Here is a 22443-nt window from a genome sequence, read left to right as displayed (position 1 = left end):
GGAATAGAGGATGAAGCATAGGTATTTGCCGCAAACCGAGCAAGATCAAAAAGAAATGCTGGATGTCATCGGCGTTCAGTCGATTGATGAGCTTTTTTCAGATATCCCAGAAAAAGTGAGATTTAAAGGAGCATATAACATTAAACCAGCCGCATCTGAAACAGAGCTTGTAAGGGAATTATCCCAACTAGCTGCAAAGAATAAAGATACGGTTTCCTATGCATCGTTTCTTGGTGCCGGTGTATATGATCATTACCAGCCTGTCATTGTGGATCATGTCATCTCACGTTCTGAATTTTATACAGCATACACACCTTATCAGCCGGAGATCTCGCAAGGTGAATTACAAGCCATTTTTGAATTTCAAACAATGATTGCTGAGCTGACGGGTATGGACCTTGCTAACTCCTCGATGTACGATGGCGGGACAGCATTAGCTGAAGCGGCGATGCTAGCTGCTGGACATACAAAAAAGAAAAAAGTCGTTGTTTCTGAAACGGTTCATCCTGAAGCAAGAGCCGTGCTAAAAACATACGCCAAAGGACAGCACATAGAAGTTGTTGAAGTGCCTGCGAAAAAAGGACAGACGGACTTAGCGGCATTAGAAAAAGCTGTCTGCGACGAGACAGCAGCCGTTCTTGTGCAATATCCAAACTTTTTTGGTGTCGTCGAACCGTTAAAAGACATCGAACCTATTGCACATAAAGGAAAAAGTCTGTTCGTTGTCTCTAGTAATCCGCTTGCACTCGGGTTACTGACGCCTCCAGGAAAACTTGGAGCAGACATTGTTGTTGGTGATGCACAGCCATTTGGCATTCCAGCAGCGTTTGGCGGGCCACATTGCGGATATTTTGCTGTGACGAAAAAGTTGATGCGCAAAGTGCCAGGTCGTTTAGTCGGGCAGACAGAAGACGAAAATGGTGTTCGTGGGTTTGTATTAACCCTTCAAGCGCGTGAGCAGCATATTCGAAGAGATAAAGCGACGTCTAATATTTGTTCGAATCAGGCATTAAATGCATTAGCCGCTTCTGTTGCCATGACAGCACTCGGAAAAACAGGCATCAAAGACATTGCCTATCAAAATGTACAAAAAGCCCACTATGCGAAGACGCAGGCAGAAGCATATGGACTGCTTGCTGATGTAGAAGGGGCCCATTTCAATGAATTTGTCATCAAATTACAAGAACCGGTACAAGAAGCCAATAAACGATTACTTGAAAAAGGAATCATCGGCGGCTACGACTTAGGGAGAGACTACCCAGAGCTTCAACATCACATGCTTGTCGCCGTGACAGAGCTAAGAACAAAAGAAGAAATTGATACGTTCATTAAGGAATTGGGGGATCGCCATGAATAAACAAGATCAGCCGCTTATTTTTGAATTATCCAAAGAAGGAAGAATTGGTTATAGCCTGCCTGATTTAGATGTACCTGAACAGGAGATCCCGTCCTTATTTGATGAGACGTACATCCGTCATGAGGATGCTGAGCTTCCTGAAGTATCTGAGCTTGATATTATGCGTCATTATACAGCATTATCAAGACGTAATCATGGGGTCGATTCCGGATTTTATCCTCTTGGCTCTTGTACAATGAAATATAATCCAAAGATTAATGAAAAGGTTGCACGCCTTGCAGGCTTCGCGCAAGTCCATCCACTACAAGAGGCAGACACTGTGCAGGGAGCATTAGAATTGCTATATGACCTAGGTGATCATCTGGAAGAAATCACGGGGATGGATGCTGTGACATTACAGCCAGCGGCAGGAGCACACGGTGAATGGACAGGACTCATGATGATCCGTGCGTACCATGAAGCAAGAGGGGACGATAAGCGAACAAAAGTCATTGTGCCAGATTCTGCCCATGGAACAAACCCAGCATCTGCGACAGTGGCTGGATTTGAAACCATTACCGTTGCATCTGATGAGAATGGGCTTGTGGATTTAGAGGACCTGCGCCGTGTTGTTAACGAAGAAACTGCTGCTTTAATGCTGACGAATCCGAATACACTCGGCCTATTTGAAGAAAATATTTTAGAAATGGCTGAAATCGTTCATGGAGCTGGCGGCAAGCTTTATTATGACGGAGCCAACTTGAATGCTGTTTTGAGCAGAGCAAGACCGGGGGATATGGGCTTTGACGTTGTTCATTTAAATCTTCATAAAACCTTTACAGGTCCGCATGGAGGCGGAGGTCCTGGTTCAGGTCCTGTAGGCGTAAAAAAGGATTTAATTCCGTACTTGCCAAAGCCAGTGCTTGTGAAGAAAGAAGGTCGCTTTTATTTCGATGATGATCGACCAAAATCAATTGGCCGCGTGAAGCCGTTCTATGGTAACTTCGGCATTAACGTCAGAGCATATGCGTATATTCGCTCTATGGGTCCAGATGGCTTAAAGGCTGTAACTGATAATGCTGTGTTAAATGCGAACTATATGATGCGCCGCTTAAGCACTCATTTTGATTTGCCATTTGACCGGCACTGTAAGCATGAATTTGTCCTTTCAGGTAAACGTCAGAAAAAATTAGGTGTGCGCACACTCGATATTGCCAAACGATTGCTTGATTTTGGCTATCATCCACCAACGATCTACTTCCCGCTCAATGTAGAGGAATGCATCATGATTGAACCAACTGAAACAGAATCAAAAGAAACTCTTGATGCCTTCATCGAAGCGATGATTCAGATTGCCAAAGAAGTAGAAGAGAATCCAGAAGTGGTGCAGGAAGCGCCGCATACGACGGTCGTCAAACGAATGGACGAAACAAAGGCCGCGCGAAATCCAGTTCTCGTTTTTGAAAGATAAAGAAAAAAGACTCATGGGGATCATGCTCCCAGAGTCTTTTTTGTTAGTTCTTCGTTTTGATACGGCCGCCCCATTTTTTAAAGCCGCCTTTTAAATTATAAATCTCACGACAGCCGTTTTTACGTAAAGTTTGCGCTGCTTTTCCGCTTCTCAAATTGTTTTGGCAATAGAGATAAACAGGCTTGTCAGGACGAATTTCATTTTTGCGCTGTTTTAGCTGGGAAAGGGGGATGTTTCTTGCCCCTAAAATATGTCCGCCATCAAACTCATTTGGCTCTCTCACATCAATGAGTTGAGCTTTGCGGTAACCTTTAATAAATTCTGCTTCCGTCAGCGTTTTCATAATACGCTGCTGATAAATGTAGCTGCCGACAGAATAAAGAACGAAAAGTCCACAAAGTGCGAGGACGATATAGTTGAACATTGACAATACAACTCGACTCCTTCTTGAGCATCAGCACAGTGGCCTGTCTGATGGTACGTTTTAGACAAATACTATTATAGTAAAGCAAAAGAAACTTGTCATCATAAATGGTAAGAATTATTTTCAATTCGTTCCCTATTTGATAGACTGATGAAGAGAGAAAATCGGTGGCCATCACCATCATCTAACATTGACTACGTAAAAGAGAAGGGATTTTTATATGCAAAAAGAGAAATGGTGTTTCATTGATACAGGAAATCAAGACCCTGCCTTTAACATGGCAATGGATGAAGCCTTGCTTTATTGGCATAGTGAGAAGTTGATCCCGCCTGTTATCCGTTTTTATGGATGGAATCCGGCGACATTGTCTGTTGGGTATTTTCAGCATGTTGAAAAAGAAATCAACATGGAAGCAGTCGAGCGCTATGGTCTTGGATTTGTCCGCAGACCGACTGGAGGGCGGGGGGTTCTTCATGATCAGGAGCTGACCTATAGCGTGATTGTATCAGAGGAACATCCAGAAATGCCAGCGACAGTGACAGAGGCATACCGCGTCATTTCAGAAGGCATTTTAGAAGGCTTTAAAGAACTGGGACTCGATGCGTATTTTGCCATTCCTCGTACAGATAAAGAAAAAGAAAGCTTAAAAAATCCAAGATCGTCTGTATGCTTTGATGCCCCTTCATGGTACGAGCTTGTCGTAGAAGGTAGAAAGGTAGCGGGCAGTGCCCAAACAAGACAAAAAGGAGTGATCCTCCAGCACGGCTCCATCTTAATTGACCTTGATGAGGACAAACTGTTCGATTTATTTCTTTATCCAAACGACCGTGTGAGAGAGCGGATGCAGAGAAGCTTTAAAAACAAAGCGGTCGCCATCAATGAAATCTCAGACCGAACTTGTACAATAGACGATGCGCGTGTGGCGTTTAAACGAGGATTTGAAAAAGGATTAAATATTGAGCTTGTGCCTTATGAGCTCACAGATGAAGAATTAGCATTTGTCCATCATCTTGCCAAAACGAAATATGCCTCAGACGAGTGGAATTACAAGCGTTAAAGACAAAGGACACTCCTTGTTTTTTAATGGGCGATGGTGTAGAATTGTTATGATTATTAAGTAAAGGTGCATTATGGAGGGGTTTTATGACTACACCTAGTATGGAAGATTACATTGAACAAATATATATGCTGATAGAAGAAAAAGGATATGCTAGAGTCTCTGATATTGCAGAAGCACTCGCTGTCCATCCCTCCTCTGTAACAAAAATGGTTCAGAAGCTAGATAAAGATGAATACCTCATTTATGAGAAGTATCGTGGTCTAATTTTAACCCCGAAAGGCAAAAAAATTGGAAAACGTCTCGTATACAGACATGAACTGCTAGAGCAATTTTTAAGAATCATTGGTGTAGATGAAGAGAAAATCTATGATGATGTAGAAGGCATTGAACATCATCTTAGCTGGAACAGCATTGACCGCATCGGCGATCTCGTTCAATTCTTTGAAGAAAGTGACGAGCGTTCTGTTCAGCTGAAAGCGATTCAAAAGAAAAACGAACAAACAAATCAAGAATCTTAAAAAAAGGACACCCTCAGCATGGGTGTCCTTTTTGATTAAAGTTCTAATTGAAAGCATATGCTCTTACACTATTAATAGCGTGATATCAAAGGGGGCTCCTTGATGAAGATAGATGGTGTGTTCTCAGGTGGAGGCATTAAAGGGGCAGCACTTGCGGGTGCCTATGAAGCGCTTGAAGCGAGAGGATATCAGTTTGTCCGCCTTGCTGGTACAAGTGCTGGAGCGATCATCGCTTCACTCATCGCAGCAGGCTTTTCAAGTCAGGAGATTCGGGAGCTGTTAGATGAGATGGATGAACATCACTTGCTTGATAGGAGATGTCAATTCATTCCGTTTAAAATGCTCCGGTGGATATCCATTTACTGGCGCCTCGGTCTTTACAAAGGGGACCGGCTGGAAAAATGGCTGACGGATGTGTTGAAACGAAAGGGGGTCACCGTATTTGGGGATCTCAAAAAAGATTCACTGAAAATTGTTGCCTCTGATTTAACAAATGGGAAAATCCTCGTTTTGCCAGACGACCTTCCTTCATACGGCTTAAATCCAGAGCGTTTCTCTGTTGCCAGGTCAATCCGGATGAGTTGCAGTTTGCCGTATTTTTTCGAGCCTGTCAAACTAAAGTCATCAAAAGGCATTTGTACCATTGTGGATGGAGGCGTGCTGAGCAACTTTCCAATTTGGTTGTTTGCCGAAGAGAAAAAAAGACCATTCGTCGGTGTCACATTAACCCCAAACGAAAAAGAACGCCCTCAACACTCCATCCGCAATGCGTTTGAACTGTTTGGCGCTCTTTTTGAAACGATGCGTGGTGCTCATGACGAAAGGCATATTGCCACAAAACACGAACGTCATGTTATTTTTATTCCTGTAGAACACGTCATTGCCACTGATTTTCAGCTAATGGCAGAAAAGAAAAAGGCGCTCGTCGATCTAGGCAGACAGAAGGCCGAGCAATTTTTAAAAAGCTGGACATTTTAAAACAAGGCGCGATTCTTCTTTTTGTTTTTCTTGCCTTCAATCACAGTTAACTGTGTTTGGCTTTTCTTTTTGAGAAGGACGGGCTTAGACTTGTGGTCAGTCGGCACGCTTCGCAAATGAGTGACCCGATTTTTCATCTGGCTTTTCGTTTTTGGTTTAGGCTGCTGGTAGCGACGTTTTGATTGTTTGACTGCTTTACGATAAAGATTGCCCTCTGTTCCAGTTCTTCGATTCATCAGCCATCTAAATAGGAAAAACACAATCGCTCCAATGATCACAACTGATAGCAGCATTGTAAAAAGTCTGCCTGGATTCGTTGTGAGTAAATACACAAATCCCAAAACGCCTAAAGCGAAAATAATGGTAAAAGCAGGATGTACTCGGCGATTCATAACTGTCCACCTCCGAAGGAATTTACCGGATTTATAAGTTAGATCACTTGATGAGCAGAATCTGACGCTTGTTTTAGAGACGCTTCCTCTAAACGAAGAAGTTCATTAAAACTTGCAATGGCTACCTCGACTTGATCGTCAGAAGGTTCTTTTGTTGTGAGCAATTGCAGCCAAAGGCCAGGATAGCCAAGCACTTTCAGCACAGGCACTTTTCGGAGTTTGTTCGTAAGCTGAAGCACTTCAAATGAAATGCCTAGAACAACTGGAATGAGCGCCAAGCGATTCAGAACTCTCACCCATAAAGGATCTGTCGGTACGAGTAAATAGACGAACATTCCGACAATGACAGTGAATAAAATAAAGCTGCTACCGCATCGATAATGAAGGCGTGATTGTTTTTGGACATTTTCCACTGTGATGTCAAGATTCTGTTCATAGCAGTTTATGACTTTATGTTCTGCGCCATGATATTGAAATACCCTTTTAATTAAAGGGGTCATGGAAATAAAGTAAATATAGCCTAATAATAAGACCAGTTTAAAGAATGTTTCCACTGCGATTTGTGCAAAATTCCCTGAAAAGACGGGCCGCACAAGTTCGGCTAAAAAGACAGGTACTAGGGTAAAGACAAATTTACTAAAGAGAAGAGAGAGAACTCCGATCACAGCAATGCCGAAAATCATGGATAATTTCGAGCTTTTTTGTTCTTTTTCAAGAGTATGATCTTCTGAAGGATCTAAGTCATAGCGCTCGCTGGAGAAGTTCAAGTGCTTGCTGCCATTTGCGCTTGCTTCAACAAGTGCAGCAACACCCCTTACAAAAGGGATTTTCTTGAGAAAGGCGGTTCGTTTATTGGAAGTCCGGGGAAGCTTTAAAAACTCAATGGACTGATCCTTACGCCGAATCGCTGTCACATAGTTCTTTTTACCTCCAAACATGACACCTTCGACAACTGCTTGCCCTCCATATGCTGGAGGTTTTGTTTGATTGGACATATTTCATCAACCTGCCTGTTTCCTGTAATTTACATGCATTTCCTTATACCTTTATTGTACAGGAAATGAGGGGAAATCACTAGCTCACAGGTCGATTATCTACTAGAATTCTATCTACCTCTTTTTAGCCAGTATACCCTCTTATAAAAATTTTACACTCACGTATGGAAATCCTTTTTTTTATCACATTTTGGACATACTACTTGCTGGAGGTGTTCACAAATGAAACGTGATGAAAAGAAAAACCAAGAAGAGAAAAATCAGTCTGTACAAACATCATCGCTAGTTGCAAGAGCAGCTGCGACAGGCTTTGTTGGTGGTGTTTTTTGGGGCTTTATCGGGTTTCTGACCCATATGTTTCATTTCTCAGAGGTGAGTCCCAATATGCTTCTTCAGCCTTTTGTGCTCGGAGAGTGGAAAAAGGGCGGACTTGGTACTTTTATCAGCATTGTGCTTTTAGGGGTTTTATCGATTGGAGCTGCCTTTATTTATTATGGGCTTTTGAAACGAATCAAAGGTTATTGGATGGGGCTAATATATGGCGCGATTTTATGGCTGCTCGTTTTTTACGTATTTAATCCGATTTTCCCAGATGTAAAGCAAGTCCAAGACTTACAGCAAAGCACCGTTGTCACGACATTTTGCCTATATATTTTATACGGTATGTTTATCGGGTACAGTATTTCGTTTGAATATAATGAATTAACGAGCCAAAAGCTTGCGAGGGCACTCGGGAAAAAGACCGAATAAAGTGTAAATCACTTATTCATATGATAAAATATTTTTGGAAACGAAAGGTTTCTAAGGAAAAAGAAACAGATCTCGATATAGATTGAATTAGGGTGAAGGAGTGGTTGTATGCCTCATTTTCTTGTACTGAATGGGCCCAATTTAAATAGGCTTGGCAAAAGAGAGCCGGCTGTTTACGGAAGTAAGACGCTGACAGATTTAGAGACAGATTTGTTCCAGTTTGCAGAAAGAGCCAATATCCAGTTAACGTTCTTTCAATCGAATCATGAAGGAGATTTGATTGATGCACTCCACGAGGCAGAAGAACAGTACGATGGAGTCGTGTTTAACCCGGGGGCTTTTACACACTACAGCTATGCCCTAAGGGATGCTATTGCAAGTATTTCTTTATCCGTCGTTGAAGTACATATCTCAAACGTTCATAAGAGAGAGGAATTCCGCCATCATTCTGTACTTGCTCCAGTATGCCAAGGGCAAATCGTTGGTCTTGGTTTAGAAGGGTATAAATTGGCGATTCGTTATTTAGTGAGTGAAGGGGGAGCAGTATCATGAAACTTGAAAAATTAAGAACGCTTTTATCTGATTTAGACATCGATGGTCTAGTCATTACGAGTAGCTTTAATTTACAGTACATGACCAGCTTTACTGGTTCAGCCGGTCTCGCCGTTGTTTCAAAGGACCGGGCAGCTTTTGTCACGGACTTCCGTTATACAGAGCAAGCGAAGGACCAAGTAAAAGGCTTCGACATTATTGAACATAAAGGAAACATCGCAGAAACCGCAGCTCAAACAGCAAAGGAATTTGGGATCAAACGTCTTGGGTTTGAACAAAACCATATGACATTTGCCACGTACCAGCAGTATGCAGCTAAAGCAGGCGATATAGAGCTTGTTCCGGTCTCAGAATCAGTTGAAAAGTTGCGCTTGATTAAGTCTAGTGAAGAGATTAAGATATTAGAGGAAGCTGCGAAGATTGCAGATCACGCCTTTGATCATATTCTCACTTACATCAAGCCGGGCCTGACGGAAATTGCTGTCATGAACGAGCTTGAATTTTTCATGAGAAAAGAAGGCGCTGAAGGATCTTCATTCGATATGATTGTCGCCTCAGGTGTTCGCTCAAGCTTGCCGCACGGAAGAGCGAGTGAAAAGGTGATTGAATCTGGTGATTTAGTCACACTCGATTTCGGTGCTTACTATAAAGGGTATTGTTCTGATATGACAAGAACGATTGCTGTTGGCACACCGAGCGATAAGCTAAAGGAAATTTATCATATCGTATTAGAAGCAGAAAACGCTGGTGTGGATAGAATCAAGCCAGGCTTAACAGGAAAAGAAGCTGATCGCATCACGCGTGACATCATTGAAAAGTATGGCTATGGTCAATACTTCGGGCACTCAACTGGCCACGGGCTAGGGATGGAAGTACATGAAGCGCCAGGTCTTTCCTCACGATCAGAGGTCGTTTTAGAAGAGGGAATGGTCGTCACAGTTGAGCCGGGAATTTACTTGCCGGATGTCGGCGGCGTGAGAATTGAGGATGATATAGTCCTGACAGCTGACGGCAATAAACGATTGACCCACTCACCGAAAGAACTTATCATATTATGATGGTGAAATGTAGGAGGATGACAAAATGATTTCAGTAAACGATTTTCGTACAGGCCTGACAATTGAAGTGGACGGCGGTATTTGGCGTGTAGTGGATTTCCAACACGTAAAGCCAGGGAAAGGCGCAGCGTTTGTTCGTTCGAAACTGCGTAACCTACGTACTGGTGCTATTCAAGAAAAAACATTCCGTGCAGGCGAAAAAGTAGCGAAAGCTCAAATCGAAACAAAAACAATGCAATACTTGTATGCAAATGGCGACCAGCATGTCTTCATGGATACAAGTTCTTATGAGCAGCTTGAACTAAGTGAAACACAAATTAAAGATGAGCTGAAATATTTACTAGAAAATATGTCAGTTCAAATTGTAATGTACGGTGCTGAAACACTTGGAGTAGAACTACCAAACACGGTAGAACTAGAAGTAGTAGAAACAGAGCCTGGTATAAAAGGTGACACGACATCAGGCGGATCAAAACCTGCAAAAACAGAAACTGGTTTAATCGTCAACGTTCCTTTCTTTGTGAACCAAGGAGATAAACTAGTCATTAATACATCAGACGGTTCATACGTGTCAAGAGCGTAATGAACGAAGAAAGACTGTAAACCTTGTGTTTACAGTCTTTTTTTATTGTAAAACATATAAGACTCCCCAAAAGATTAACCTTCTCTCAATTCTCTCATTCATCTTTTTTCCTTCCCGAAAAACAAGACTACTTCCAGCTAGACAAGCATATAGTGTAAAAAAAGCTGGAGGTTCTATATGAAACAATTTCTCCCGGGCATCCATCCATCAGTCGCTGCGATGGCAGGCATGAGGTTTTTATCAGCAGCGATTGAACTGACGGCCGCCATTCTCATTTTAGTCACAAATGACGTTCGAAAAGCGGTTGTCATCAATAGTATATTGGCGATCATTGGGCCGCTCATTTTTATTATCACAATGACGATTGGAATCTATCAAATCGCAGGGCAGTTATCCTATGCCAAGCTCCTCTTTATTTTCATTGGTGTCGTCTTTATTCTTGTTGGGATTTATAAGTGAAACGGCTTGGCATAATTAACATCTCACATCATACATTTTAGAGAAGAAAAAAAGGAGGGGAATTCGTTGCGGAGTTTATTGGATATTCTCCCGCACGCGATTGGACAAGAACTTAGACTGCTAAAAGAAGCAGAATGGGATCAAATAGAAGAAATCCGCATTCGCACGGATCGTCCTATTGAATTAATGCAAAGAGGAAAGCCGCGCTTTCTTTCTTATCACACAACAGGAGAAGATGCGTCTCAGCTATTAGGCAGGCTGAGTAATTACAGCATGTACACACTTGAAGAGGAGCTAAAGCAAGGCTACATCACCATTTCAGGCGGACATCGGGTAGGACTTGCAGGCAAGGTGATCGTTGAACACGGCATTGTTAAAGGATTGAGAGATATCTCTTCATTTAATATCCGCATCGCAAAAGAAAAAGTCGGGATTGCGCTCCCCTTTCTTCCCTATTTATATAACGAGCACTGGTGCAATTCACTGATCATCGGTCCACCGCAAACAGGAAAAACGACATTATTGCGGGATATAGCAAGACTTGCTAGTACGGGTACAAAAGCCATTCCTCCTAAAAAAACAGGCATTATAGATGAGCGTTCAGAAATCGCTGGGTGCATAAGAGGCGTGCCGCAGCACCAGTTTGGACACCGGGTGGATGTGCTCGATGCATGTCCAAAAGCTGAGGGCTTGATGATGATGATTCGGTCTATGAGTCCAGAGGTCATGATTGTCGATGAGATCGGAAAAAGCGAGGATGTGCAGGCACTTTTAGAAGCGATTCATGCTGGGGTCAGCATTATCGTTTCCGTTCATGGCTACTCACTAGAAGATGTGTATAAACGTCCATCATTGAAGCCATTATGGGAGCTTCGCGTGTTTGAACGTTATGTTGAATTAAATCGTAAGGACGGTCCCGGCACGATCGGGCGGATATATGATCAAGACGGACAAGAGATGAAATGGAGGCGGGGAGTGGACGTATGTTAAAGCTCATTGGCGCTATCTTGATTGTCGCGGCTACGACTTGGGGAGGGTTCGAGTTTGCCAAACGATATAGTGACCGGCCGAAACAAATTCGGCAGCTCCGGTTTGCGCTTCAATCTCTTGAAGCTGAAATTATGTATGGTCAAACACCTCTAGCGCGTGCTGCAGAGCAAATTGCGTCGCAAGTAGGTCCTCCTGTGAATCGGTTATTCGAACAATTTGCAGAAAAGCTGAAAGTCGGAACTTTTTCTGCACGGCATGCATGGAATGAAAGTCTTGAGGATGTTTGGAAAAAAACCGTTTTAAAAAAAGGCGAATATGAGGCACTGAAGCACTTTGGAGAAACACTTGGCCAGCATGATGTCGCGTCTCAGCAAAAATATATCAAGCTTGCTTTAGGTCATTTGGAATCAGAGGAGAAAGAAGCTGAAATCGCCCAAGCCAAAAATGAAAAAATGGTCAGAAGCCTCGGATTTTTAAGCGGATTACTACTGATTCTTTTATTGATGTGAGAGGAAGGGAGTCGAGAGCATGGGCGTTGATGTAAACGTCATTTTTCAAATTGCGGGAGTAGGCATCGTTGTGGCATTCCTCCATACGATTTTAGATCAAATGGGGAAAAAGGAGTACGCTCAGTGGGTCACGCTGCTTGGGTTTATCTACATTTTGTTTATGGTAGCAACCATTGTAGATGATTTGTTTAAAAAGATTAAAGCCGTATTTCTATTTCAAGGATAGGGGAGGGCTTACAAATCGAAATCATACAAATTGTTGGACTTGGTTTAATTGCTACTTTTTTAGCATTAATCGTCAAAGAACAAAAGCCGACCTTCGCCTTTATGCTTGTTGTATTTACAGGGTGTGTGATCTTTCTCTATTTAATAGATCAAATTTATGCCATTATCTCGATGATAGAAAAAATTGCGGCAAGTGCCGGTGTCAATATGAAGTATGTTGAAACCATTTTAAAAATTATTGGTATTGCCTATATTGCGGAATTCGGCGCCCAGCTGACAAAAGATGCTGGACAAGGCGCCATTGCATCAAAAATAGAGCTTGGCGGCAAAATTCTCATCTTGGTCATGGCAGTCCCCATTTTAACAGTCATCATTGAGACCATCTTAGGTATGATCCCGTCCATGACGTAATTGAAAAGAGGTGATGACAATGAAACGGGTGACAGCTGTTTTGGGACTGATGCTTTTCTTCTGGCTGATCGCTCCTCACGCAGGGGCAGAAGAAAAAGAGCCATTATCCAATGAAGCACCAGCAGCAGAAGAATTGGCGGATGGACAGGCTGATGCACTTGAGCTTCACTCCATTAGTGACTTTTGGGAAACCATATTGGACCAGTATGGCGGCTTTCTGCCAGAAAGCCAAAAAGGAACAGTGAAGGAAATGATTGACGGCGATAAAGAGCTTTCTCCCCAGACATGGCTGAAAGCCTTTGTTCATTATCTGTTTCACGAGGTCATCGCAAACGGAAAGCTCCTTGGTACACTGATTTTACTCACCATCTTCTGTTCGCTTTTGCAGCTATTGCAGAATGCATTTGAACAAAGCACTGTCAGTAAAGTCGCATACGCACTTGTTTATATGGTGCTAATCATTATTGCACTCAACAGCTTTCATGTGGCGATTTCTTATGCAACGGAAGCCATTCAAACGATGACCAGTTTTATTCTTGCTCTTATTCCTCTGTTATTAGCACTGATTGCTTCATCAGGCGGTCTTGTCTCAGCCGGATTCTTTCATCCCGTTATCTTATTTTTGATGAATACGAGCGGCGTTTTTATTCAATATGTCGTTCTTCCGCTTATTTTTTTATCAGCGATATTGAGCATTGTCAGTACGCTGACCGAACAATACAAGGTCACCCAGCTTGCCCAGCTGTTAAGAAATGTGGCGATAGGTGGGTTAGCCGTTTTTTTAACTGTCTTTCTTGGCGTCATTTCTGTGCAAGGTGCATCTGCTGCGGTTACGGATGGTATCGCACTTCGTACAGCCAAATTTATTACCGGAAATTTTATCCCCGTCCTTGGCAGAATGTTTACAGATGCGACGGATACCGTCATCAGTGCCTCTGTCTTACTTAAAAATACGGTCGGACTTGTTGGCGTCGCTATTCTCATATCAATTGCCGCTTTCCCTGCGATCAAAGTGCTCTCTTTAGCCCTTATTTATAAGCTTGCCGCAGCCATTCTTCAGCCATTAGGAGGCGGTCCAATTATCAGCTGCCTAGATGTCATTTCAAAAAGTGTGCTTTATATCTTTGCTGCACTTGCTGTCGTATCGCTCATGTTCTTTTTAAGCATTACCGTCATTATCACTGCTGGCAACCTGACCATGATGATGAAGTAAGGAGGGGACACCATTTGAGTTTTCTCACGGAATGGATCACAAGTATTATTCTCTTTATCTTATTTGCGATTGTCATTGATCTTCTGCTTCCTAATTCAAGCATGCAAAAATATGCCAAAATGGTCGTCAGCCTCCTGTTGATTGTGGTGATGCTCAATCCGATTTTTGCTTTATTTCGGGCAGACCCTGACCAAATTTTCTCAGAATTGATGAAGGGGAAGGAAGAAGCACAGTCAGAAGAAATAAAAAATCAGATGAATTTAGAAAAAAAAGAAATACAAGCCTCTCAGCGTGCATATATTTTAAAGCAAATGGCTGTCCAACTAGAAAAAAGCGCAAAGGAGCCACTGGAGAAGGAGAGCTACGAAATGAAACACGTAGAAGTGTTGGCAGATGAAGAGCACCTGGATCAGAATATGGAGGCGGATCAATTTCGCATCAAAGCAGTTCTTTCCCCGCTCACAGGTGATGCTGTAGAAACGGTGGCAAAGGTGGACATTGATCTCTCCAGGCAAAAGGAGGAAAGCGCTGAATCTTCTAGCAAAGAGATCAAGAGGGTGAAAGAGACGCTTGCGAATGTTTGGAATACGAGTCCTGAGCACATTGCGCTGAACATTGAGGGAGGTGACGCAGCAGATCATGAATAACAAGGACTGGAAACAAAAGCTGAAATCATTCTTGCAACCGCCTGAAAAAGGTGAAGGGAAACCAAAATTAACGAAGCACCATTACTTGCTGCTTGTATTCATCATCGGCGTATCTTTCATGTTAGTCAGTCAGATCTTGTCACCGCCATCAAGCAAAGAACAAGCTGCTGTTCCTGCTTCTAAAAAAACAACCTCACAAGAGCAGGAGGTATTCAAGCCGGCATCGTCAAGTAAATCAAAGAATTCGATTGAAGATGTGGAGCAAGAATACGAAAATCAGCTGAAAGAAATTTTAGAAACCATTATTGGCGTTGAGGATGTATCGATTGTGGTCAATGTAGACGCAACTTCTTTAAAAGTGTTTGAAAAAAACAAATCCAATAAAAGCACAACGACCGAAGAAACAGATAAAGAAGGCGGCGTGCGAAGTGTCACCGATCAAACAAAAGAAGAAGAAATCGTCATCATCAAAAATGGCAATGAAGAAACGCCAGTCGTCGTGCAAACGAAAAAACCAGATATTCGAGGTGTTCTCGTTGTTGCTCAAGGAGTAGACAACGTTCAAATAAAGAAAACCATCATTGAAGCGGTTACACGAGTGCTTGATGTACCGAGCCATAGAGTGGCTGTTGCCCCTAAAAAAATCAAGGAGGATTCGGAATGATGTTAAAAAAACAAACGGTTTGGCTATTAACGATGCTAAGTTTAGTTGTCGTCTTAAGTGTGTACTATATTATGTCTCCACAAGGTGAAAATGCAGTGACAGTAGAAGAGATGAAATCAAAAGGAACGGAAGAGAAAAAGACTGAACCAGAAAAAGGAATGGACAAAGGAACTGAAAAAGGCGCTGATGAGAAGTCCACTGACAAAGAAACAAATGGTAAACAAGAGGATATCGAAACAAGCGGTGAAGAAGGAAAGGCTGTATCAGAGCAAACAGACGATGAGCTTTTTACAACTTACAGATTAGAGCTTGAAGATAAACGAAGCAAGCAGCGTGAAGAGTTCAACGAAATTGTATCTAGTGATGATGCAACAGCACAAGAAAAAAGCGAAGCGTATGACCAAATGACAGCGCTTAGTGAAGCAGAAGGAACGGAGCGTCAACTTGAAACCTTAATTAAAACAAAAGGTTATAAAGATGCGCTAGTGAGTGCAGAGGGAGATAAAGTGAGCATCACAGTTCGTTCTGACAAAAAATCAAAGGCTCAAGCGGCCGACATTATTGATATGGTCACAAAAGAAATGAGAGGTCTTGATAATGTAGCAGTCACTTTTGAGCCCTCTAACGAATAAAAAATGAACAGGCGCCCTTTGCCGAAAAGGGCGTTTTTTCATGCGGTTTGACGCCCTCTACAAGGTGCTCTCGCAAAGTGCTTCGCCACAATAGTAGTTGAATTCAATGAAATCCTCCTGTAAGATGGTTATAGTATGTACTTTTAGTACTAGCCTATAAAGAAAAAGATAAATCCATACATAGGGGTGCAAATCCATGTTAAAAATCGAAGAAATTCATGAACTGATTAAATTAATTGATGAATCAACAATTGATGAATTTACGTACGAAAACGAAGGTGCAAAAATCAAACTGAAGAAAAATAAAGAAGTCGTTCAGCAAGTTGCGGCACAAGCATCTGTGGCTCCTGTCCAAGCAGCTCCAGCTCAACAAGCTCCTAAAGCACAAGCTCCAGCTCAGACCGAAGCCCCTGCACAAGAGGCAGCTGCGTCTGACAATCTGCATAAAATTACATCCCCAATGGTTGGCACATTTTATGCTTCATCTTCACCAGAAGCAGGTCCTTACGTGACAACAGGTTCTAAGGTGAACGAAAACACAGTTGTGTGCATCGTAGAAGCGATGAAACTGTTTAATGAAATCGAAGCAGAAGTAAAAGGTGAAATCGTCGAAGTATTAGCTGAGAACGGTCAGCTTGTAGAATTCGGACAACCCCTCTTTCTAGTGAAAGCAGAGTAAGGAGTACGATCATGATTAAAAAGCTATTAATTGCAAACAGAGGAGAAATCGCAGTTAGAATTATCCGCGCTTGTAAAGAGCTTGGAATTGAAACAGTTGCGGTATTTTCTGAAGCGGATCGCGATGCGCTTCATGTTCAAATGGCTGATGAAGCATATTGCATCGGACCGACTGCTTCAAAAGATAGTTATTTAAATGTCACGAATATTGTCAGTGTAGCAAAATTAACAGGAACAGATGCCATTCATCCAGGATACGGCTTCCTTGCTGAAAATGCAGACTTTGCAGAGCTTTGCGAGGAATGCAACGTTATCTTTGTTGGACCAACTCCGTCAGCGATTTCCAAAATGGGAACAAAAGATGTCGCAAGGGAAACAATGAAGGACGCTGGCGTTCCGATTGTTCCTGGTTCTCAAGGAATTGTAAAAGATCTTGATGATGCTGTTTCAACAGCAGCAAGTATTGGGTATCCTGTGATTATAAAAGCAACTGCCGGCGGCGGTGGTAAAGGAATCCGTGTCGCTCGTAACGAAGAAGAGCTCATTAACGGTGTCACCATCACGCAGCAGGAAGCAGCGCAAAACTTTGGTAACCCTGGCGTCTATTTAGAAAAATTCATTGAAGACTTTAGACACGTGGAAATCCAAGTGCTTGCAGATCAGCATGGTCATACCATTCATTTAGGAGAGCGTGATTGCTCAATCCAAAGAAGAATGCAAAAGCTTCTTGAAGAAACGCCATCACCAGCTCTAAATGCAGACATCCGTGAACAAATGGGTGAAGCGGCTGTAAAAGCTGCAGAAGCTGTTGAATATACTGGTGCTGGAACAGTCGAATTCATTTATGATTATAATGAAGAGAAGTTCTACTTCATGGAAATGAATACCCGTATTCAAGTAGAGCATCCTGTAACAGAAATGGTCACAGGTGTTGATTTGATCAAAGAACAAATTAAAGTGGCATCAGGTGAGGAGCTTTCTCTTACACAAGAGGATGTCGTATATGAAGGATGGGCAATCGAATGCCGTATTAATGCAGAGAACCCAGAGAAAAACTTTATGCCATCAGCTGGTGAAATTAAAATGTATCTTCCGCCAGGCGGCCTAGGAGTTCGTGTTGATTCTGCCGCTTATCCGGGTTATGTGATTCCGCCATATTACGATAGTATGATTGCAAAGGTGATCACATATGGTAAGACGAGAGAAGAAGCGATTGCGAGAATGAAACGCGCGCTTCAAGAATTCGTCATTGAAGGAGTCTACACAACGATCCCATTCCATCTAAGATTGCTTGAGCATGAAACATTTGTGAGCGGTAATTTTAATACGAAGTTTTTAGAAACATACCAAATCATGAAATAATCACAGCTTTCGGAGGTGAATGATCGTGTCAGAAAACAATTTGCTTGAAATGAACCTTGATGAAGATCAATTAGGAAAAGTGCAAATTGCACCAGAAGTGATTGAAGTCATTGCTGGGATCGCCGCTTCAGAAGTCGAAGGCATTGCCGAAATGCGCGGCAATTTCGCTGCTGATGTAGCAGAACGTTTTGGTAAAAAAAATCACCGTAAAGGTGTGAAAGTAGATGTCTCTGATGAAGGCATCACAATCGATGTATATTGTGTGATTGAATTTGGCCTATCCATTCCAAAGGTATCCACTGCTGTACAAGAAAATATTCGTCAAACTCTTTTGAACATGACTGCCTTAACGATTAATGAAATCAATATTCATGTCGTTGGTATTCAATTTGATACAAAGTCAGCTGAGGCTGAAGTAGATCAAGAAATGTAAAAAAGAGTTCAAGTGAAACCAAGGAGGCATCGCCTCTTTGGTTTTTTAAAGCCCATTTTTGGGCCATTTCCGAATCATAATGACCTCATACTTGGATTGATTCGTTTTTCGTGACAGCTCGCATGGATCTTGGTGCGACCACGGTCAAAATATGTTATGATCTCTGTATGGCTTAACGACAAGCGGATAAAGTGGTTAAAGGAGTAAATAATGAAAAGAAGAACTGCAAGAGAAAAGGCGCTACAAACATTATTTCAAATTGATGTGAGTAATATTGATCCGAAAGAGGCCATTACACATGCACTGGATGAACAAGAATCAGATCCTTTTTTCGAGGAGCTGGTTTTCGGTGTGCTTGAACAAAAGGACAAGCTCGATGACATGATTTCACAGCATTTAGTGAATTGGAAACTCGATCGTATTGCAAACGTAGATAGAGCCATTTTAAGGCTGTCTGTTTACGAGATGGTGTATCAAGAAGATATCCCGGTTAGTGTCTCAATGAATGAAGCGATTGAACTGGCCAAATTATTCGGTGATGATAAAGCGCCGAAATTTGTAAATGGAGTACTTTCAAACATTAAAAACGACCTAAAGCAGCAATAGGAGGATTCGACATGACAGCAACAATCATCGATGGGAAAGAAACAGCAAAAGAAAAGCGTGAGCAATTAGCAAAAGAAGTAGAAGAGCTAAAACAAAAAGGTGTCACACCTGGTCTTGCCGTTATTCTAATCGGTGATGATCCGGCTTCACTTTCTTACGTACGCGGAAAGAAAAAAGCAGCAGAAGCAATGGGGATGCATTTCCAGCTAGATCATTTAGATGCTTCTTTAACAGAAGAAGAATTGCTTCAGCTCATTGATCAGTACAATGTGAACGATCAATTCCACGGGATTCTTGTTCAGCTTCCGCTGCCAAAACATATTTCTGAAAAAGCCGTGATTGAACGTATTTCACCTGAAAAAGATGTTGATGGTTTCCATCCTCTGAATATCGGGAAAATGCTTCTTGGGGAAGACACATTCCTTCCATGCACACCAGCAGGGATTGTTGAATTACTCAACAAAACGGGTGTCAATCTTTCTGGAAAAGAAGTCGTTGTTGTCGGACGAAGCAATATTGTCGGTAAACCGGTAGGACAATTGCTGTTAAACGAAAACGCAACGGTTACTTATTGTCATTCAAGAACAGCGAATATTTCAGAACATACGTTGAAAGCGGATATTTTAGTTGTTGCCGTCGGTCGAGCAAACTTTATTAAAGCTGACCAAATTAAAGAAGGCGCTATTGTGATTGATGTAGGAGTCAATCGTCTAGATACCGGGAAGCTTGTTGGAGATGTTGATTTTGAAGAGGCAAAAGAAAAAGCTTCTTATATCACACCAGTCCCTGGCGGAGTCGGTCCAATGACGATTACGATGCTTGCACATAATACGGTTAAATCAGCAAAACGTACATTAGCATAAGCTTTATCCATTCATCCACCTGCATGCTGCTGGTGGATGAATGTGCGTTTTTGAAGAGGAGGAATACGTCATGAGTGAAAAAGCCTTTGTGACGGTCACAGCCCTTACAAAATACATAAAAAGAAAATTTGATGTTGATCCGCATTTGGAAGATATTTGGATCAAAGGTGAGTTATCCAATGTCAAGATTCATTCAAGAGGGCATGTGTACTTTACCTTAAAAGACGAAAACGCACGCATGCAAGCTGTCATGTTCCAGCGCTCTGCGGCGAAGCTGCCTTTTTCACCTAAGAGTGGAATGAAAGTATTTGTACGCGGCGGAATTCAAGTCTATGAACCAAGCGGCAATTATCAGTTATATGCGAAAGAAATGCAGCCTGATGGTGTTGGTGCTCTTCATCTTGCTTATGAAGAGCTAAAGAAAAAGCTAGCAAGTGAAGGCTTATTTGATGCGCGCTATAAAAAGCCAATCCCTGAATATCCAGAGGTTGTTGGTGTCATTACGTCTCCAACAGGAGCGGCTGTTCGAGATGTCATTACGACCATCAATAGGCGCTATCAGCAGGCGAAAATCATTGTGCTTCCGGCGCTCGTCCAAGGTGAGCATGCGACCCGTTCCATCGTAGAGCGGATCAAGGAAGCGAATGAAAAACAACTCTGTGATGTCTTGATTGTCGGAAGAGGAGGCGGTTCGATTGAAGAGCTTTGGGCTTTTAATGAAGAAGCTGTCGCAAGGGCGATCTTCGCATCAGACATTCCAATCATATCTGCAGTTGGGCACGAAACAGACTTTACGATCAGTGATTTTACTGCAGATATGAGAGCACCCACACCAACAGGAGCAGCCGAACTTGCTGTTCCTAGCACGACGGATTTAATAGAGCGAATCAAATCAATTGATATACGGCTAACAAGAGCTGTGAAGAATCAAACCTCACAAGCAAAAGACCGCCTTTTGGCGCTACAGTCCTCTTATGCCTTCCGTTTCCCAAAGCGATTACAGGAGCAAAAAGAGCAGCAATTCGATTTGGTATTTGACGGTTTTCAAAAACAGCTGACAAGACAAATTGAGCAAAAACGCAGTCAGCTAGACCGTCAGACATATAGGCTGAAGCCACTTCATCCTAAAGAGCAGCTGCTTCAAGCGAAAAAACGTCACGCCAATGAAACAGAACAGCTCATTCGTAGTATGAATGTGCGAATGAAAACAATTCATTCGCAGTTCCAATCGGTTCTTGGTAAACTAAATGCATTAAATCCACTTCAAGTGATGGAAAGAGGCTACAGCTTAGCCTATAAAGAAGATGAATTAATAAAAAGTGTGAACCAAGTAGAGACGAAGGATCAGCTGACTATCACGATGAAGGATGGACGTCTCATTTGTGAGGTTATTGAGAAGGAGGGGCAATCATCATGACAGAATCCAATAAACAAAAAGAAGTACAAATGACATTTGAAGAGGCGATGAAAGGTCTTGAGGAGATTGTGGGAAAGCTCGAAGAAGGAGATGTACCACTTGAGCAGGCCATTCATTATTTTCAAGAAGGCATGACCCTTTCGAAGCTTTGTCATGAAAAATTACAACATGTTGAAAAACAAATGGATTTCATTTTAAAAGAGGACGGTGAGCTGGCTCCTTTCTCGGTGAAGGAGGCAGATGCTGGTGACAAGTAATTTAAATGAATTTTTAACAACACGAAAACAGACCATCGAAGATTATTTATTTACATATGTTCAGGAATTGACGATTCCAGAAGACCTGAAATCTTCTATGCTCTATTCACTTAAAGCGGGCGGGAAAAGGCTTCGACCTGTTCTCGTTCTTGCTCTTCTAAATGCCTACGGTAAAAATGAAGAAGACGGTATACCTGTCGGCTGTGCGGTGGAGATGATTCATACGTATTCATTGATACATGACGACCTTCCTTGTATGGACGATGATGACCTTCGTAGAGGAAAACCGACGAATCATAAAGTGTACGGAGAAGCAACAGCGGTTCTCGCAGGTGATGCCCTTTTAACAGAGAGCTTCCGTCTGATTACATCTCAGCTGTCTAACAGCGTTTCTGCTGACAAAAAACTCAGAATTGTAGATGAGCTTGTAAAGTCAGCAGGTGCGCTAGGAATGGTTGGCGGTCAATTTGATGACATGGAAGCAGAGCAAAAACAAGTATCGCTTGCTGAACTAGAATCCATTCACGCCCGTAAAACAGGAAAGCTTCTCACATTCAGCGTCGCAGCTGGTGCAATGCTGGCAGGAGCATCAGATGACGATATCGAAAAGCTAAGGGAATTCAGCTATCATATTGGCATTGCGTTTCAAATCCGTGATGATATTTTAGATCTCGAAGGAAGCGAAGAGAAAATCGGAAAACGGGTCGGCTCTGATACAGCAAATGAAAAGTCGACATATCCTTCTTTATTAACGCTTTCAGGAGCAAAAGAAAAACTGGATGAGCACATCACGCGTGCAAAAGAAATCGTCTCAAATCTCCAATTAGAGCAGCAATTGCTGCATGGTTTATGTGATCTAATTGCCTCAAGAGATCATTAAAAACAGCCTAGATTTGAGGGTCCTCGAGCAATTGTGGTAAACTGTAAACAGTTTATTATGATGAGACAACTCTTATTCCC

29 protein-coding genes are annotated in these 22443 nt (G+C 42.3%); 26 read left to right on the top strand and 3 right to left on the bottom strand.

What is annotated here, in order from left to right:
- Window positions 1-10 precede the first annotated feature (10 nt).
- Together gcvPA and gcvPB are read left to right on the top strand one after the other, a co-directional pair.
- Window positions 11-1357 carry an aminomethyl-transferring glycine dehydrogenase subunit GcvPA gene (gene gcvPA, locus MKX52_RS11020; protein WP_144470757.1) on the top strand — a complete coding sequence of 449 codons (1347 nt, stop codon included), beginning with the start codon at window positions 11-13 and terminating at the stop codon, window positions 1355-1357.
- Window positions 1350-2807 carry an aminomethyl-transferring glycine dehydrogenase subunit GcvPB gene (gcvPB, locus tag MKX52_RS11015; protein ID WP_342490697.1) on the top strand — a complete coding sequence of 486 codons (1458 nt, stop codon included), beginning with the start codon at window positions 1350-1352 and terminating at the stop codon, window positions 2805-2807. Before gcvPA ends, gcvPB begins: the two co-directional genes overlap by 8 nt.
- Window positions 2808-2850: 43 nt before the next feature.
- On the opposite strand, the gene MKX52_RS11010 is transcribed toward gcvPB, so the two are convergent.
- A complete protein-coding gene (locus MKX52_RS11010; protein WP_088000528.1) occupies window positions 2851-3231 on the bottom strand; it encodes a rhodanese-like domain-containing protein in 381 nt (126 codons plus the stop codon).
- Window positions 3232-3451: 220 nt separating this feature from the next.
- Here MKX52_RS11010 and MKX52_RS11005 point away from each other — a divergent pair, with 220 nt between their 5' ends.
- The 3 genes from MKX52_RS11005 (at window position 3452) to MKX52_RS10995 (ending at window position 5787) form a co-directional block, all read left to right on the top strand.
- Complete coding sequence (locus MKX52_RS11005; RefSeq protein ID WP_003216009.1) at window positions 3452-4288, top strand: biotin/lipoate A/B protein ligase family protein; 837 nt, start codon at window positions 3452-3454, stop codon at window positions 4286-4288.
- Window positions 4289-4374: 86 nt separating this feature from the next.
- A complete protein-coding gene (gene mntR, locus MKX52_RS11000) occupies window positions 4375-4809 on the top strand; it encodes a transcriptional regulator MntR (protein ID WP_012010548.1) in 435 nt (144 codons plus the stop codon).
- 102 nt (window positions 4810-4911) lie between these two features.
- On the top strand, window positions 4912-5787 hold the full coding sequence (locus MKX52_RS10995; RefSeq protein WP_342490696.1) for a patatin-like phospholipase family protein: 876 nt from the start codon (window positions 4912-4914) through the stop codon (window positions 5785-5787).
- Here MKX52_RS10995 and MKX52_RS10990 read toward each other — a convergent pair.
- Window positions 5784-6179 carry an SA1362 family protein gene (locus MKX52_RS10990; protein ID WP_012010546.1) on the bottom strand — a complete coding sequence of 132 codons (396 nt, stop codon included), beginning with the start codon at window positions 6177-6179 and terminating at the stop codon, window positions 5784-5786. The genes MKX52_RS10995 and MKX52_RS10990 overlap by 4 nt on opposite strands.
- Window positions 6180-6217: 38 nt before the next feature.
- Complete coding sequence (locus MKX52_RS10985) at window positions 6218-7174, bottom strand: DUF1385 domain-containing protein (RefSeq protein WP_342490695.1); 957 nt, start codon at window positions 7172-7174, stop codon at window positions 6218-6220.
- A gap of 222 nt (window positions 7175-7396) precedes the next feature.
- On the opposite strand from MKX52_RS10985, the gene MKX52_RS10980 reads away from it, so the two are divergent.
- From MKX52_RS10980 to MKX52_RS10880, 21 genes are all read left to right on the top strand, one after another.
- The gene (locus MKX52_RS10980; RefSeq protein ID WP_088000341.1) at window positions 7397-7924 is read left to right on the top strand and encodes a YqhR family membrane protein; all 528 of its coding nucleotides are present in this window, start codon (window positions 7397-7399) and stop codon (window positions 7922-7924) included.
- A 108-nt stretch (window positions 7925-8032) separates the two neighbouring features.
- A complete protein-coding gene (gene aroQ, locus MKX52_RS10975) occupies window positions 8033-8476 on the top strand; it encodes a type II 3-dehydroquinate dehydratase (RefSeq protein WP_012010543.1) in 444 nt (147 codons plus the stop codon).
- Window positions 8473-9534 (top strand): Xaa-Pro peptidase family protein, encoded by a 1062-nt coding sequence (locus MKX52_RS10970; RefSeq protein WP_254113577.1) that lies wholly within the window; start codon window positions 8473-8475, stop codon window positions 9532-9534. Before aroQ ends, MKX52_RS10970 begins: the two co-directional genes overlap by 4 nt.
- 25 nt (window positions 9535-9559) lie before the next feature.
- The gene (efp, locus tag MKX52_RS10965; protein WP_012010541.1) at window positions 9560-10117 is read left to right on the top strand and encodes an elongation factor P; all 558 of its coding nucleotides are present in this window, start codon (window positions 9560-9562) and stop codon (window positions 10115-10117) included.
- Between the two features lie 177 nt (window positions 10118-10294).
- A complete protein-coding gene (locus MKX52_RS10960; protein WP_144504040.1) occupies window positions 10295-10576 on the top strand; it encodes a YqhV family protein in 282 nt (93 codons plus the stop codon).
- A gap of 66 nt (window positions 10577-10642) precedes the next feature.
- Window positions 10643-11566 (top strand): stage III sporulation protein AA, encoded by a 924-nt coding sequence (spoIIIAA, locus tag MKX52_RS10955; protein ID WP_217014431.1) that lies wholly within the window; start codon window positions 10643-10645, stop codon window positions 11564-11566.
- Window positions 11560-12075, top strand: coding sequence for a stage III sporulation protein SpoIIIAB (spoIIIAB, locus tag MKX52_RS10950; protein WP_106037976.1), 516 nt, complete (start codon window positions 11560-11562; stop codon window positions 12073-12075). The genes spoIIIAA and spoIIIAB overlap by 7 nt, the downstream gene beginning before the upstream one ends.
- Before the next feature lie 19 nt (window positions 12076-12094).
- Complete coding sequence (gene spoIIIAC, locus MKX52_RS10945; RefSeq protein WP_003153142.1) at window positions 12095-12301, top strand: stage III sporulation protein AC; 207 nt, start codon at window positions 12095-12097, stop codon at window positions 12299-12301.
- Complete coding sequence (gene spoIIIAD, locus MKX52_RS10940; protein ID WP_087978339.1) at window positions 12298-12711, top strand: stage III sporulation protein AD; 414 nt, start codon at window positions 12298-12300, stop codon at window positions 12709-12711. Before spoIIIAC ends, spoIIIAD begins: the two co-directional genes overlap by 4 nt.
- A 19-nt stretch (window positions 12712-12730) precedes the next feature.
- Complete coding sequence (gene spoIIIAE / locus MKX52_RS10935) at window positions 12731-13924, top strand: stage III sporulation protein AE (protein ID WP_342490694.1); 1194 nt, start codon at window positions 12731-12733, stop codon at window positions 13922-13924.
- Between the two features lie 14 nt (window positions 13925-13938).
- Complete coding sequence (gene spoIIIAF, locus MKX52_RS10930) at window positions 13939-14571, top strand: stage III sporulation protein AF (RefSeq protein ID WP_119125100.1); 633 nt, start codon at window positions 13939-13941, stop codon at window positions 14569-14571.
- Window positions 14564-15235: a stage III sporulation protein AG gene (gene spoIIIAG, locus MKX52_RS10925; protein WP_012010535.1), complete on the top strand. Its 672-nt coding sequence runs from the start codon at window positions 14564-14566 to the stop codon at window positions 15233-15235. The genes spoIIIAF and spoIIIAG overlap by 8 nt, the downstream gene beginning before the upstream one ends.
- On the top strand, window positions 15235-15867 hold the full coding sequence (locus MKX52_RS10920; RefSeq protein ID WP_216889075.1) for a SpoIIIAH-like family protein: 633 nt from the start codon (window positions 15235-15237) through the stop codon (window positions 15865-15867). Before spoIIIAG ends, MKX52_RS10920 begins: the two co-directional genes overlap by 1 nt.
- 196 nt (window positions 15868-16063) lie before the next feature.
- A complete protein-coding gene (gene accB / locus MKX52_RS10915) occupies window positions 16064-16546 on the top strand; it encodes an acetyl-CoA carboxylase biotin carboxyl carrier protein (protein ID WP_012010533.1) in 483 nt (160 codons plus the stop codon).
- Window positions 16547-16557: 11 nt separating this feature from the next.
- Window positions 16558-17907, top strand: coding sequence for an acetyl-CoA carboxylase biotin carboxylase subunit (gene accC, locus MKX52_RS10910; protein ID WP_144473698.1), 1350 nt, complete (start codon window positions 16558-16560; stop codon window positions 17905-17907).
- Window positions 17908-17932: 25 nt separating this feature from the next.
- A complete protein-coding gene (locus MKX52_RS10905; protein ID WP_012010531.1) occupies window positions 17933-18340 on the top strand; it encodes an Asp23/Gls24 family envelope stress response protein in 408 nt (135 codons plus the stop codon).
- 210 nt (window positions 18341-18550) lie between these two features.
- On the top strand, window positions 18551-18946 hold the full coding sequence (gene nusB / locus MKX52_RS10900; protein WP_012010530.1) for a transcription antitermination factor NusB: 396 nt from the start codon (window positions 18551-18553) through the stop codon (window positions 18944-18946).
- A gap of 11 nt (window positions 18947-18957) precedes the next feature.
- Window positions 18958-19809, top strand: coding sequence for a bifunctional methylenetetrahydrofolate dehydrogenase/methenyltetrahydrofolate cyclohydrolase FolD (folD, locus tag MKX52_RS10895; RefSeq protein ID WP_342490693.1), 852 nt, complete (start codon window positions 18958-18960; stop codon window positions 19807-19809).
- A 70-nt stretch (window positions 19810-19879) separates the two neighbouring features.
- Window positions 19880-21226 carry an exodeoxyribonuclease VII large subunit gene (xseA, locus tag MKX52_RS10890; protein WP_342490692.1) on the top strand — a complete coding sequence of 449 codons (1347 nt, stop codon included), beginning with the start codon at window positions 19880-19882 and terminating at the stop codon, window positions 21224-21226.
- Complete coding sequence (locus MKX52_RS10885; protein WP_342490691.1) at window positions 21223-21483, top strand: exodeoxyribonuclease VII small subunit; 261 nt, start codon at window positions 21223-21225, stop codon at window positions 21481-21483. The genes xseA and MKX52_RS10885 overlap by 4 nt, the downstream gene beginning before the upstream one ends.
- On the top strand, window positions 21473-22363 hold the full coding sequence (locus MKX52_RS10880) for a polyprenyl synthetase family protein (RefSeq protein WP_342490690.1): 891 nt from the start codon (window positions 21473-21475) through the stop codon (window positions 22361-22363). Before MKX52_RS10885 ends, MKX52_RS10880 begins: the two co-directional genes overlap by 11 nt.
- The last annotated feature ends 80 nt before the right edge of the window (window positions 22364-22443 follow it).

It is taken from the genome of Bacillus sp. FSL R5-0422 (assembly GCF_038610765.1).
GTDB classification, from domain to species: Bacteria; Bacillota; Bacilli; order Bacillales; family Bacillaceae; genus Bacillus; species Bacillus pumilus_O.
The sequence above is the reverse complement of the archived record's forward strand: the minus strand, read 5'-3'. Positions and strand labels throughout refer to the sequence as shown.